Source organism: Hymenobacter edaphi (assembly GCF_003258365.1).
In the GTDB taxonomy this organism is placed as follows: Bacteria; Bacteroidota; Bacteroidia; order Cytophagales; family Hymenobacteraceae; genus Solirubrum; species Solirubrum edaphi.
On the sequence record NZ_QHKM01000001.1, the window covers coordinates 1883585 to 1897244 of the forward strand.

General features: G+C 66.1%; 5 protein-coding genes. All 5 read right to left on the reverse strand.

All coding sequences use genetic code 11. From position 1 onward, the window contains the following. Nucleotides 1-174: 174 nt before the first annotated feature. Nucleotides 175-3750, reverse strand: coding sequence for a malectin domain-containing carbohydrate-binding protein (locus DLM85_RS07665; protein ID WP_111477443.1), 3576 nt, complete (start codon nt 3748-3750; stop codon nt 175-177). 141 nt (nt 3751-3891) lie between these two features. Continuing rightward, complete coding sequence (locus DLM85_RS07670; RefSeq protein ID WP_111477444.1) at nt 3892-6705, reverse strand: glycoside hydrolase family 95 protein; 2814 nt, start codon at nt 6703-6705, stop codon at nt 3892-3894. 57 nt (nt 6706-6762) lie between these two features. Further along, entirely contained in the window at nt 6763-8379 is a 1617-nt protein-coding gene (locus DLM85_RS07675; protein WP_207890973.1) for a glycoside hydrolase family 28 protein, read from the reverse strand. Between the two features lie 189 nt (nt 8380-8568). Then, nucleotides 8569-10131, reverse strand: a complete 1563-nt coding sequence (locus DLM85_RS07680; protein WP_111477446.1) for an MGH1-like glycoside hydrolase domain-containing protein — start codon at nt 10129-10131, stop codon at nt 8569-8571. Between the two features lie 121 nt (nt 10132-10252). Further along, on the reverse strand, nt 10253-13030 hold the full coding sequence (locus DLM85_RS07685) for an alpha-d-galacturonidase (RefSeq protein WP_111477447.1): 2778 nt from the start codon (nt 13028-13030) through the stop codon (nt 10253-10255). Nucleotides 13031-13660 lie beyond the last annotated feature (630 nt).

Genomic DNA, 13660 nt, shown 5'->3' on the forward strand with positions numbered 1-13660 from the left:
ATGTCGAGCTTGTCGAGACATCTCGCTCGGGTGCTAATCTGCTCGTTGAAGTTCAACGGCCGCACCCAGATGTCTCGCGCTGCTCGACATGACAATACCATCGGACGTCAGCACGCGAGATGCTTCGTCTCTGCTTGATGCGCAGAATGCTCTGCATGACGTGCTAACGGCACCTTACTGCACGTCCAGGCCCGACACGCTCAGGCCAGCCGCGTCGGTGGCGGTGAGCTTGATGCGGTAGCTGCCCGCGTTAATCATCGTGCCGGTGGACGAGGCCAGGTAGTTCCACTTGCCGGGCTTGGAGGGCAGCAGCTCCACGGCTTCCTCGCGCAGCAGGGTACCGTCGGCGGCCGCCACCGTGAGCTTGCCGGTGAGCGGGCGGCTGAGCGGGTTGGCGTAGCGCACGGTGAGGGAGTACACGTCGGCCACGCCGGTCTGAATGGTCCACTCCACCGCGGCGCCGGCGGCTTCCTTGTAGGTCACGCTTTCCTTGCCGTTGACGGTTTCGCGCGTCAGGCCGGCGCCACTGAGTTTGGCCGTGGCGGGCTTGTAGCCGGTAATGGCTTTCAGGTCGTAGGCCGGCTCGATGTTGCTGGTGCGGCCCACGGCCACGAAGCAGGGCAGCAGGCCGGGCGCATCGGGGCCGGGCGTGACGGTGGCCCCGGCCGGGAAGCGGCGGCGGTACACGCGCAAGCCCCGGGCGCCCGGCTGGTTGATTTCAAGCGTGGTTTTGGTGTCCTCGTAGTCTTGCAGCCAGCCGGGGCGGCTGCCTTGCCGGGCATCGACGCCCACGTACACGTCGGCGGCCGCGGTCAGCTGAAAGGTGGGGGCCGTTTTGCCGCCACTACCCGGTTTCAATGGCCGCCGCAGCCACTCGGCGCCGAACAAAGCCGAGGGCAGCTGGCTGAACGTGGCCGGCGCATCCGAATAGGGCTGCTGGCCGGTGTCGAGCCAGGTTTCGGCCATCCAGAGCGCCGCCGTGGTGCTGCCAACCTGCAAGTTGCTGATAACGGGCGGCGCGGCCGGCTCAGGCTGGCGGCTGGCATCGGTGCTGGCCACGGCAATGGCCGAAATCAGCGCCTGCCCGGAGGCTACGCGGGGAAAGGAAACGACCAGCTCTCCGCCCGTCACGCGGGCCTGCACGGTTTTTTTCAGGGCACCGTCGTGGCCGGCCTCGCGCCAGAGGTCCAGGTCTTTGATGACCGTCTGGCCGTTGATGGCCACGTCGAACAGGCGCCAGCCGGCGCAGTCGAGGCCGCCGCCGGTGCCCAGCCAGGGTTCGGCGAAGTAGAGCTCCACCTGGTACTCGCCGTCGGGCACCGGGAAGTGGTAGCGCAGCTTGCCGCGGCCGTAGCGGAAGGTCTGGAACAGCGGCCAGTCGGCGGTGCCCCGGATCGGGTCGAAGGTGCGGCGCTGCGAGGCAAAAAAGGGCGCCAGGCCGGGGAAGTCCTGCGTCCACGACTCGGAGCCGGCGGTGCCGGGGCCGCTGCGGGGCTGGTCGGCCGCCCATCGGCTGCCGTGCCGGTCCACGTACTGCGGCCCGCCGCAGTTGATGCGGTAGAGGTAATTCAGACCCGGCTGCGGGGCCGTCAGCGGCTTGGCATCAGCCAGCAGCTTGTCGAAGCTCGGAGCTTTGGGCAGGTGGTGCAGCACGATAAGGTCGCGGGCCACTGGTTTGCCGGCCACGTAGCCCACGGCCTGCAGCACGTTGTACTTGAGGTCGACCTGGTCCCACTGGAAATGCGTGCCGAAAGCGCCGCGCTTTTTGCGGCCCAGGGAGGCCGCGTCCACGTCGTTGAACAGCTCTACTTCGTCGCAGTTGGAGTACACGATGAGGCTATCCTGACGGCCCGGCTGCAGCCACCGGTCGGGCCAGGTGTGCGAGGCCAGGTACACCATCGGCTCCGTCGCCTTGGGCGCGTAGTGCGAGCGGAACATGTAGAAGGCGTCGGTGGGCTCTTCCCAGGGCGTGAGCAGGCCCTTGTAGTTGACGGGGCCGATGCGGTCCAGCTCGCGCTGCCCCTCCCCGCCCTGCACCCGGCCGGGGTTGTCGTGCGAGGTCAGCAGCCAGAAGAAGTGGCCGGCGGTGCGGTCCTTGGCGGCCTCGGCCAGGCGCACTTTCAGCTGCATGAGCTGGGCAAACCGGTCTTCGCTGTACGGCCCGCTGTTGATGGCGGGCGGCCCGGTGCGGTGCAAATCGAGGGTGCGCCAGGCGCCGTACTCACCGATGAGCACCTGCCGCTCCACGTCGGCGCCGTAGAGGTTCGGGTCGCCGCCGTAGGTGCCGGTCCAGTTCTGGGGCACGTCCCAGTCGGTCCCCTGGCCGCCGTTGCAGGTCGTCACTTTCCGCTCCCGCGAAGCCGTGGGGTCGAGCTGGCGGATGAGGGCCGAGCACTCCCGGGCGAAGTCGGCCGGCAGGGTGCTTTCGTTTTCCAGGCCCCAGAGCACCACCGAGGGCGAGTTGCGCCGCTCCTTCACCCAGTCGACCAGCAGGGTCTTAAAGTTCTGGCGAAACGCGGGCGAGTCGTACCAGACGTGAGCGGCCATCTGCGGCCACCACAGCCAGCCCAAAGAGTCCCAGTTGGCCTGGTAGCGCAGGTTGTGGGGCTGGTGAGCGTCGCGAAAGGCGTTGAAGCCGGCCGCTTTCATCTGCCCCACGCGGGTGCGAATCTGCTCGGCCGTAAAGGCGTGGCTCTGGCCCAGCAAATGCTCGTACTCGGCAATACCGTTGATAAACACCGGCTTACCGTTCAGCAGAAACTGCTTCTGCCCCGCCGCGGCCGCCCGGCCAATCGGCCAGCTGATCCAGCGGATGCCGTAGGGCGTCGTCAGCTCGTCCACGGGATTTTTGCCGGCGCTGATGCGGGTAACGAGCCGGTACAGATACGGATCGGCCAGGGACCACAGCTGCGGCTGACTGAGCTGCGGCAGCTGCTGGCGCAGCTCCGCGGCAGCCCCGGCCGCCAGCTTCTGCCGGCCGCTGACTTCGGCCACTACCCTGCCCTGCCGGTCCAGCAGCTGCTGGCGCACCGTGAGCGTGCGGGCCTTCGGACCGTAGTTTTTCAGCTCGGTGGTCACATTCAGCCGAGCCGCCTGCGCCGTTAGGGTCGAATCGGCCCAGACGTGGACGCCGAAGGGCTGGATGCGGGTGGCGCTGGTGGTCAGCAGCGTGACCGGCCGGAAGATGCCCAGGGGCTGAGAGCCTTCGGAGAAGCCCCGCTCCTCGGAGCAGCCGCCGCAGACCCAGGGCAAGTCCTGGATGCCGGCGGGGTGGTCGGCGCGCACGGCCAGCAGGTTGGGTTTGCCGTCCGTGCGCAGCGCCTCGGTGACGTCCAGGGTGAAGGTGGTGCGCCCCCCGGCGTGGCTGCCCACTGGCCGGCCGTTCAGCCAGACGGTAGCGTAGGAGCCCACGCCTTCGAAAAACAGGAAGCTGCGCTGCTCCTTGCCGGGCGCGGGGGCCGTGAAGCTCTTGCGGTACCAGGCGTAGCCGTGGCGGTTGCCGTGACGCTGCCGGCGGTAGCCCTCGTAGGCGTCCCAGTTGTGGGGCACGGCCACCGGCTGCCAGCTTTTATCGTCGTAGTCAGGCCGCTCGAAGCCGTGGTGGGCCTGCTGGTTTCGCTCGTCGGCCACCGTGCGCCAGCCGTCGAGCAACGGCAGCTCGGTGCGCAGCGGAGCTTGGGCACGGGCGCCGAAGGCCGTTAGCAGCAGAAGTAGCAGGGGGAGCAGACGGGCGGAAGCGAGGCGTGGCATTGGTTGGAGAGGGAATGTAGCGCTGAGCGGTGCTCGGCGCGGCGGCCAACGGCCACCATGCGGGACTGGGCCGTTGGGAATTCGGGAAGTCAGCCGCTGTAGCGGGGCCGCCTTGGCGCCTTCGTCGCCAAGGCGGCCCCGCTACAGCGGCTGCAGCTCACCATTGAGCTTGTAGGTTTTACCAGCTTTGGTGTTTAGCGTCAGTTTCTTGTCGCCGTAGCGCACTTCGCAGGGCTGCCCGGATTCCGATTTGATTTCCAGCCCGGTCAGCTTACCGGCCTGCCAGCGCAGGCTGACTACGAAGCCGCCGCGGGCGCGCAGGCCGCGCACTTCGCCCGCGGGCCAGGCGGCGGGCAGGGCGGGCAGCACATCCAGGTAGCCAGCGTGGCTCTGCAGCAGCATTTCGGCCATGCCGGCCGCACCGCCGAAGTTGCCGTCGATCTGAAAGGGCGGGTGGGCGTCGAACAGGTTGCGGTACACGCCGCCCCGCTCGCTGCCGCTGCCGGTTTCGGCGGGCGAAAGGAGGTTTTCGAGGATGTGCAAGGCGTGGTTGCCGTCGCGCAGGCGGGCCCAGAGGTTGACTTTCCAGGCCAGGCTCCAGCCGGTGCCCTCGTCGCCGCGCTGGGTGAGCGAAGTACGGGCCGCTTGCGTCGTTTTCTGATCGGCCCAGGGAATGTCGGTGCCCGGAAACACGCCCCAAAGGTGCGAGACGTGGCGGTGCGTGTCCTGGGGGTCGTCCTTGTCTTCCAGCCACTCCTGCAGCTGCCCGTGCTTCCCGATTTGGTTTGGAGCCAGCTGGCGGGCTTTTTCCTGCAGTTGCTGCCGTAGCTCGGCATCCACGCCCAGCACTTCGGCGGCGGCGCTGGTGGTTTTGAACAGGTCCCGGATGATCTGGTGGTCCATGGTAGGGCCGGCCACCAGGCCACCGTGCTCGGGCGAGTTGGAGGGCGTGCTGATCAGCCAGCCGGTGCGCGCATCCCGCACCAGAAAGTCGAGGAAAAACTGGCTGGCCTGCTTCATTACGGGGTAGTGCTGGCGCAGAAACTCCTTGTCCTGGGTAAACTGGTAATGCTCCCAAACGGGCTGGGTGAGCCAGGCCGCGCCCGTCACCCAGATGCCGTGGTTCGAGGCGTTAATCGGGGCCGTGCCGCGCCAGAGGTCGGTGTTGTGGTGCAGCATCCAGCCGCCGGCGTTGTAGTGCTCTTTGGCCGTGACCTTCCCCGCTTCGGCCGCCTCGCCGATCAGCCCGAACAGCGGCGCCGTGCAGGCCGACAGGCCCAGCATTTCCGCCGGCCAGTAGTTCATCTGCAGGTTGATATTGGTGGTGTACTTGCTGCCCCAGGAGGGCGTCAACGACTCGTTCCACAGGCCCTGCAGGTTGGCCGGCTGCCCGCCCGGGCGCGAGGAGGCAATCAGCAGGTAGCGGCCGTATTGCTGGTAGAGGGCCAGCAGCGCGGGGTCGGTCGTGGGGCTGAACTTCAGGATTCGCTCGTCGGTGGGCAGCTGCTCGTTCGGCGTGTGGCCCAGGTCGAGGCTGTAGGCATTGAACTGGGGCTGGTAGTCGCGCAGGTGCTCCTGGAGCAGCTTGTCGAAGCGCTGGCCGCTGACGCCGCGCATGGTTTCGGCGGCGCGCTTTTCGGGGTCAGCGTCGGTCTTTTGGTAGCTCTCGTAGTTAGTTGCGGCCGTCAGGTACAGCGTCACTTCGTCGGCGCCTTCCACCTGGAGCTGCTGGTCCGTCACCGTGACTTTACCGTTTCTGGCGGCCACGCGCAGGTAGCTCACGCCGCGCAGCACCCCGTCGCGCACCTGCACGGCCAGGGCCAGCGTGTGGTCGTCCACGCGGTAGGTTTTGCGGCTTTGGTGCGGGCTGCCGAAGCGGGCTTTGAACGTAATGAGACCTTTGCCATTGGCCAGCAAGCGGCCAACAATAGCATTGCGCGGATAACTGGCAAAGAATTCCCTGGTGAAGGCGGTGCCGGCCAAGTTGTACACCGTCAGAACCTTGGCCTGTTGCAAGTCCAGCCGCCGCTCATAATGCCGAGTACTAAACGGGGTATTTGCCGGCGCGAAATCCAGCAGCACGTCGCCGAAGGGCTGGTACGAGGCCTGAAAGGTGGGCGTCAGCGGCGGCTCCCGGTCCTGCACCCAGTACTGCCAGGCGGGGCTGAGCGCCACGCCGGTAGCGGGGTCGGCGCCCTCGGGGTAGGCCACGAACACCGGCTGCTGCTCCTTTACCCCGATCAGCCCGCCCTTGTCGTAGTAATTGATGACCTGAATCAGCACCTCGTTGCGGCCGGCCTTGAGCGCGGCGGTGGGCACCCGGTAGCGGCGCTTCTTGCTGATGCCCTCGTCGGAGCCGATGAGCTGGCCGTTGACGTAGGTCAGGTCCTGGTCGCGGATGCGGCCCAGGCTCAGGGTGAGGTCTTTACCAGCCCAGGCGGCGGGCAGCTCGAAGCTGGTGCGAAACCACACCGCCCCGTCGAGGCCGTCGAGGCCGGCCGCTTCCCAGCCGTTGGGCGTGGGGATGCTGATGAGCTGCCAGCCGGTGGCGGCCAGGGCCTGCGGCGCACCGACGGCCTTCACCTTTTGCAGCCAGGCGGCTTTCAGCGGTTCGTAGCCTTCCTCGTGGTCTTTCAGCCCCATGAAGTGCGCGGCGGCCAGGGCTTCGGCTTCGGCCTGCTTGCCCTGGGCCAGCAGCTGCCGGAGCTGCGGCAGCTGCTGGGCGGCGCCGGGGCGGGCGTAGGGGCGCGGACGGCCGGTCCAGAGGGTGGTTTCGTTGAACTGCAGCCGCTCCTGCCCCACCCCGCCAAACACCATGGCGCCCAGCCGGCCGTTGCCCAGCGGCAGCGCGTCGGTCCACTTCTCGGCGGGGTTGGTGTACCAGAGCGTCAGCGGCTGCTGGGCTTTGGCGGCCAGGCTTAGAAAAAGGAGCAGCAGTAGTGGCGGGCGGAGCATACGACGGTTTAGCCCGCAGAGGGCGCAGAGGTGGGCGCAGAAGGCGCAAAGGACGTTCTAGCGGCGTCGTTCGACGATGGTGGTGCTACGACTTGGAGTCGTAGTACCACTTCGTTCGGGAGCCAGGGCGGGCACTTCGGCGGCGGTTATTTCCACCGGCTGCTTTACTTCTTCGCCTTTGGCAATGGGGGTTTTCACCGCTTTCAGGTAGTTGTTCTGCAGCACGATGCCGCGGGTGTCGGCGCCTTTCAGCTTCAGGAAGGTGTCGAGGCCGGCGGCGGGGAAGCAGTTGTACACGAAGGCGTCGGTGACGTTGCCCAGCTCCACGAGCGGGGCGCCGGTGGGCACCGTGCCGCGCAGGCCGTCGAGGCGCAGCTGCTGGGCGTTTTCGGCGCGCACGGCCGGGCCGATCTGGGTGTTGACCTGCACGTTGTGGAAGGCCACGTTGCGGGCTTCGCGCACGGTGAAGCCCTGCTTGGCGTCGACGTTGATATTGGAGAACGTGACGTTTTCGATGGGCATTTCGCTCAGCCCGTTGAGCAGGCCGGCCTGGTTGCCCTCGGCGCTGATGTTGCTGAAGTGGATGTTGCGGAAGCGCGGCGTGCGCTCCGACACCGGCTCGGCGGGCGTGTTGGCGTACTGCATATCCAGCACAATCATCTGCTCCCGGATATTCTTCATCACCACGTTATCGACGCGGATATCCTCCACCACGCCGCCGCGGCCCCGGGCCGTCTTGATGCGGATGCCCCGGTCGGTGCCGTCGAACACGCAGTTGGAAATCGTGATTTTCTTCACCCCGCCCGACATTTCGCTGCCGATAACTACCCCGCCGTGCCCGCTGAGCATGGTGCAGTTGGTGATGGTGTAGTTTTCGGCCGGCACGTTCATCTGCCGCCCCGCCCGGTCCTTGCCCGATTTGATGGTGATGCAGTCGTCGCCGACGCTGATGTGGCAGTCGGAGATGTGCACGTTGCGGCAGGATTCGGGGTTAATCCCGTCGGTGTTCGGCGACTTGGGATTGTTGATGGTCACGCCCGTCACCGTCACGTTGTCGCAGAACTCGGGGTTGACGGTCCAGAACGGGGAGTTGCGGATGGTAATGCCCTCGATGCGCACGTTCCGGCAGTACATCGGCTGGATGAAGGGCGGGCGCATGAAGCCGCGCTCAATCACGCCCGGCAGGTCGGGTTTGAGAATGTCCTTGTTTAGCCGGAAAAACTCCTGCTGCCACTTCGAGTCCTGGCTGGCCCGCGACTTGCCCTCCGCAAAGTCCCACCATTTTTTGCCCTGGCCGTCGATGATGCCCCGGCCCTTGATGGTGATATTCTCGGCCTTGTAGGCGTAAAACAGCGGCGAGAAGCTGGTGATGTCGATGCCCTCGTAGCGGGTGGGCACCATGGGCAGGTAGTCGTCGAAATTGTCGCTGAAGTACAGGACGGCCCCCGCGTCGATGTCGATGGTGATGTTGCTTTTGAGGTGAATGGCCCCGGTGCGGTACTTGCCGGCCGGGAAGTACACCGTGCCCCCGCCCGCCTTGCTGGCCGCCGCAATGGCCTTGCGGATGGCCTCGGTGCTGAGCTTGGTGCTGTCGTTGCGGGCGCCGTACTTGAGCACGTTGTAGGACTGCTGGGCCTGGGCGGCGGAGGCGCCGAAGGTCAGCAGAAGCAGCATAGCGCAACTGAAATGGCGAAGGGAAGCGAAAGAAGTACAATTCATGTTGAAAGACGCTTAGAGGCACAGCCGGCCGTTTTAATTAGGCCGTCCTGCTGAGCTTGTTGAAGCATCTCTACCGAACGACGCAACGAAGCGGTAGAGATGCTTCGACAAGCTCAGCAGGACGTTTCGGGTTTCCGTCCTGTACTACCCCGGCAGCTTGGCCGTCAGGCGCTGCAGCTTGGCCGCCCGCCCGATTTCCTGGCCGTCGGCAAACACGCGCAGGCCCGGGCCCTTGCCGTATTTCTGACCGGTCTTGTCCCAGATGATGGTGAGCGTGCGGCCGTGGTAGCGCAGCTCGTCGAGGCAGAAGTAGTCCCACTGGCCCTCGGGCACCAGCGGCGTCAGCTCCACCACGTTGTCGGCGCGGGGCTTCAGGCCCACGAGGCCGGTGATGATCAGGTCAGCGAAGCCGGAGTGGTTGTAGTAGCTGCTGCGCGGGTTGTCGCCCTTCAGCCACTCGCCATTCTTCTCGTCCTGGTACTCGCCGAGGTAGGGCTGGCCGTTCTTGCGGTGCGAGAGGGCGTATTTGCGCAGCTCGTCGTAGTACACCTGTCGGCTCATGCCGTCCTGGTGCTTGTAGGCGGTGAGCAGGTTAGCCAAGCCTTTCAGCGTCTGGGTGGTGGCGTAGGGCCACACGGCGCCGTCCCACTCGCAGCCGTGGCCCGAGCCGTGGGTGCGGAAGCCCGGGGCGCGGCGCTCGGCCGTGGTCAGGCCCCAGGGCGCCCGGAAGCCGCCTTCGTCGGTGAGCTGCTCCCACTGCTTGGCGTACTTGGCCTTGTCGGCGGGCAGCGAGAAGTACCACGGGATGTAGCCCAGCTCCTCGCGCCACTCGCAGAGGCCGCCCTTCTCGTACTGCACCTTGAAAAACGCGTCCTTGTCGTCCCAGAGCACCCGCTGCACGTCGGCGCGCAGCTGCTTGGCCTTGGCGGCGTACTTGCGCTGCAGCGAGTCGGTGCCAGTCAGCTTGGCCATTTCCACCAGGGCCTTGGCGTTGCCGTACATGTAGCTGTTGATGGTGGGGCGCACGTTCTTTTCCTTGCGCCCGCCGCTGATGGATTCCTCCATGGCATCCTTCACGTCGTACTGCCAGAACATCTGGCTGGGCAGCATCCGCTCCTTTTCCCAGAGCCGGTAGTCGGCATTCAGCGCCGGCAGCAGCTCCTGCACCAGCGGCTTGTTGGGGCTGACCAAATGGAAGCTCCACACCGCGTCTTGCAGCCAGCTGCTGAAGCCGTGCAGCCGCGGGGCGGTCCGCTTCGAGTCCACGTACAGCCAGAACTTGGTGTACTGCTCGATGTACTGCGGATTGCGCAGCCAGCGGCCCTCGTAGATGTGGTGGCCCAGGGCGCTGCTGATGGTGTTATGGGTGCCCGCGTGCTTCATCGGGGTGATGAACTCGGTGAACACGTAGCCATCGGGCGTCTGCTTGAGGTGCTTGCGCATGCACCACCAGCGGTAGTAATAAGTGTGCTGCAGCGCCGAATCGGGGCACTCAAAGCGGGGCACCTGCTGGCTCAGCCAGTCGGCCGCCTGGGCGTTGGGCACGTGGTTGATGACCGTTTCCTGGTCCAGCGCGTTGAAGCGGGCCACGTCGGCGCGCAGCGTGGCGTCGGTCAGCACGAAGCTGGCGGGGTTGTTCTGAGCCGGGGCGGCGGTGCTGGTCAGCAGACCGAGCAGCAGGAAGGTCGTTCGGATGGATATGCTCATGCGGGTGGATTCGGATGCAGAAGCGGGCAGACGACGTTAGCCCGCAGAGGACGCGGAAGAAGCGCAGAAGACGCAGGGGGCAACAACCTGTCACGTGTTACTTGTCACCGGTCACCCAAGATTACTCAAACAGCCAGTCCAGCTCCCCGTCCTTATTGGTCACGCCCAGGCCGGCGTTGTAGGTACGGATGGGCTCGTCGGCGGGCACGAAGCCCAGCAGCAGGGCCGCGCCCTTGCCCAGGTTGAGCGTGTGGGTGCCGGGCCTGAAGCTGAAGGTGTGCACGTTCAAGGGCGGCAGGCCGGCCACCGTGGCGGCGTTGCTGATTTTGATGTCGGCCTGCCCGTAGTCGTTGGCCGTGGCGTCGATTTCCAGGGTCGGCACGGGCAGATAGCGCGGGTTCTTCTGATTGAAGTAGCCCACCAGCAGCTTCACTGGCTGCTTGGTGGTAAAGCGCAGCTCCGTGCGCTGGCTCCGCATCTGCGCCTGGCTGAGGCGGATGCCTTTCAGCCCCAGCAGCTCCGGCGCCAGGGCCGTCAGCTGGGCGGTGGTATCGGTGAAGACGGGCTGGCCGGCGCCCACGGTGTAGGTCTGGGCCTTGTTCAGCAGCGTGACGGGTGCCGAAGTCAGGCGGGCGGTTTTCTGGCTGGCGGGCAGCGGGCGCACTTGCTTCAGGGAGTCGAGGTTGTGGCGCAGATTGGTCAGCTCCCGCTGGTACACCGGCAGCATTTCCGCCCAGGTTTTGTAGGTACCGTCGACGCCCCGCATCGGGATTTTGCGCTGGGCGGTCTGCATGCTGTTGGCGTACAGGTAGGTGTCCTTGGTCAGGGCCACCATCCGTTCCCAGTGCTGCACGCTGCGGGCCAGCAGGGGCACGGCGGCTTCCAGGTCGGCCACGTTGTGGCTGTACTTGTAGCGCAGCGTCAGCAGGGCGGCGCGCACCTTGTCGGCATAGAAGTTGGCCAGCGCGTCCTGGCAGTACATGTCGTTTTTGATGCGCTGAAACTCGGCCTGGTTCTGCGTCACGCCCGGCGCGGCCCGCTCGATGGCCGCTACGGCCGCCCGGCCGTGGGCCACCACTTCGTCGGCCACCCGCGGCGGCGTCTCGCCGATGTGCGGCTGCCCTTTCGCCTCCTTCTCGGCGTAGTCGATAATCATTTCGCCCTCCGGGGCTTCCGACTCATACAGCAAGGTAAACAGCCCGTAGCGGCGCGGGTTGATGAGCTGGGTCATCAGCATGCCCAGCGTGAGCGTCTGCCGGTTGCCGTCGGTGATGCCGTAGCGGCGCAGCAGCTTGGGCTCGATTTCGCCGGCCGCCTCGTAGGCGTCCAGGATGTGCCGGCCGGTTTCGGCGGTGCCAAACTGCCGGCCGATCTGCCGGCCCCAGTACTCGATTTCCTCGGGGCGGGGCCGGTCGGCTTTCCAGGCGTAGCGGGCCCACTGCTTGTACCAGAGCCAGTCCCGGTCGATTTGCAGCTGCCGGGGCTCCACCTTGTCGGCCGTGTAGGGCCAGTCCCAGTACGAGGCCTGCGGGTAGAGGTGCAGCCCGTTCGAGCCGTAGATGTTGTGCATGGCCAGCACCGATTTCTGGATGAAATCGGCCGAGGCGTAGCGGAAGGGCTCCAAGTTGGCCAGGATGTGCACGTTCTGGATGTGCACCGAGTTCATGCTGCTCAGCTTGCGGTGCAGCTCGGCCCAGCTCCCGCGCGGGGTGTAGGTGGTCAGCGCCTCGCCGTTGAACTTGGCCTCGGTGTACAGGTTCTTGTACAGGGGCAGCGCGGCGTTAATCACCCGCGGCGCGTCGGTGTCGTGGGCCCGCAGCACGATGGGCGGCAGCTCGGTCTGCTTCAGGGCCTTGAGCCCATCCAGCACCCCGGGAATGATGGTTTTAGTCATCCAGTCCACGTCGTCCTGGCCCACGCCTTCCATGGCTTCGCCCAGGGCCAGCATCAAACCCACGTTGGGGTATTTCTCCACGAAGGCGGCAATGGACTTGCGGGTGTAATCGGCCAGCAGCGGGGTGATGGGCCGGTTGCGGTCCTGGGTTTTGATGCCGTGGTGCTCGGCGAAGGGCTGGGAGACGATGATGTTGTAGAACATCTGAATCACCCAGATGCCGCGCTTGTCGGCCTCCTCGGTGAGGAAGCGGAACATTTCCTCGTTTTTCTTAAAGGTCGCGTCATCGACCTCCACCGCGTAGGGGTAGTCCTTGAGCCGCACCAGGGAGGCAAACGGGTGCCCGTTCCAGAGGTAGAGCGAGTTCATGCGGTTGTCGACCAGCATGTCCAGGTACTTCACCCACAGCTGCTTGTCGTAAAACCACGGAAACGACTCGGGCGTGTAGGGGTACTCGTACACCTGCCGGCCCGGCAGGTAGGTGGGCTTCTGCACCCCGATGCAGGCCCCGCGCATCACCATCTCGGGCTGGTCGGTGAGCCGCAGGTTGCGCACGTAGCCCTCCTTGGCCTCCTGCACCCGCTCGGCCAGCTCCAGGCAGCCGTAGAGGGCTCCCGAGTTGTCGGTGCCGCTGATGACGATGGTATTGTTGTCGCCGCTGGTAATGGCAAAGCCCTCCTTGCCGGGCATCTTATCGGCCTGGGCGTGGAAGGCGGTGGCGGCTTGCTGTAGCAGCCCATCGGCGGCGCGGCCGACGACAATCAGGTCTTTCTTGCCGCTGAGCTGGGCCTGCTCGGTGATGGTAGTCGGGGCGCCGGACTGCCGCAGGGCCACGGCCAGCCGCTCGGCGCCGTAGCGCAGGCGCGGGTGGGCGCCCTGGGGCAGCACGATGGTGCGGGCCACGGGCTTGGCCGCCGGCGAACCGGCGAAGGCCAGACCGGCCAGCAGCAGGCAGGCAAGCAGAAAACAACCGGCGGTGCAAGATTTCCAGAAACTCCGGGGCATTGGGCGGCGCGGGGTAGTGGTCGGCGCGGCCGGGCTAGTCGGGCGCGGGGCCGCAGGTCCCAGGCGGGCCGACAATCGGGTGGCAGGATTGCGGGCGGGGCTTGCTTCGGGCGGTGGCGGCCGAGGGGGCGGCGCGATGATTCCCACTCTTGCGCGCCGCCCCTACCAGCTCAGGGCGCGTGCCCAAAGCCTGGCCGAATTTCACCGCTTCTTGGTCGAAGGGAGTAATTCAAAAGTACAGCCGCCGTGGGCGGGGCATGTATACGCCGTTCTCCAATCCTTATATGATCTTGTCACAAGCCCGCATCCGCGCTTCGGGGCGCGGCACTGGGGCCTGTTTCGCTCCGGTGGCCGCGCCTTCAACCTTTCCCCCGCCATCAAGCCCCGGCCTGAATTTGCCGCTTTACCGCGCCGACAGCGCGGTTTCGGCTCATTCAGCGGGCTTTTGCCTTGTCCGGTATCGAAGCTTGGCCCTCACTCCCACCCTGCTGCGCCCCGGCAGCGGCGCGGCGGGCATCTCCGAATCAGCAACTTCAGGCCGCTCACACAATCGATAATCCACGGAAACCGGGGGCCGGCCCGCTGGCCGGCGTGCTTGCTAACATTGATGAATCGAAGGCCGGCCGCGTC

Bases quoted from the DNA above. Each gene is read 5' to 3' on its own strand.
- DLM85_RS07665 (WP_111477443.1), bottom strand. From the start codon at position 3,750: ATGCCACGCCTCGCTTCCGCCCGTCTGCTCCCCCTGCTACTTCTGCTG.
- DLM85_RS07670 (WP_111477444.1), bottom strand. From the start codon at position 6,705: ATGCTCCGCCCGCCACTACTGCTGCTCCTTTTTCTAAGCCTGGCCGCC.
- DLM85_RS07675 (WP_207890973.1), bottom strand. From the start codon at position 8,379: ATGCTGCTTCTGCTGACCTTCGGCGCCTCCGCCGCCCAGGCCCAGCAG.
- DLM85_RS07680 (WP_111477446.1), bottom strand. From the start codon at position 10,131: ATGAGCATATCCATCCGAACGACCTTCCTGCTGCTCGGTCTGCTGACC.
- DLM85_RS07685 (WP_111477447.1), bottom strand. From the start codon at position 13,030: ATGCCCCGGAGTTTCTGGAAATCTTGCACCGCCGGTTGTTTTCTGCTT.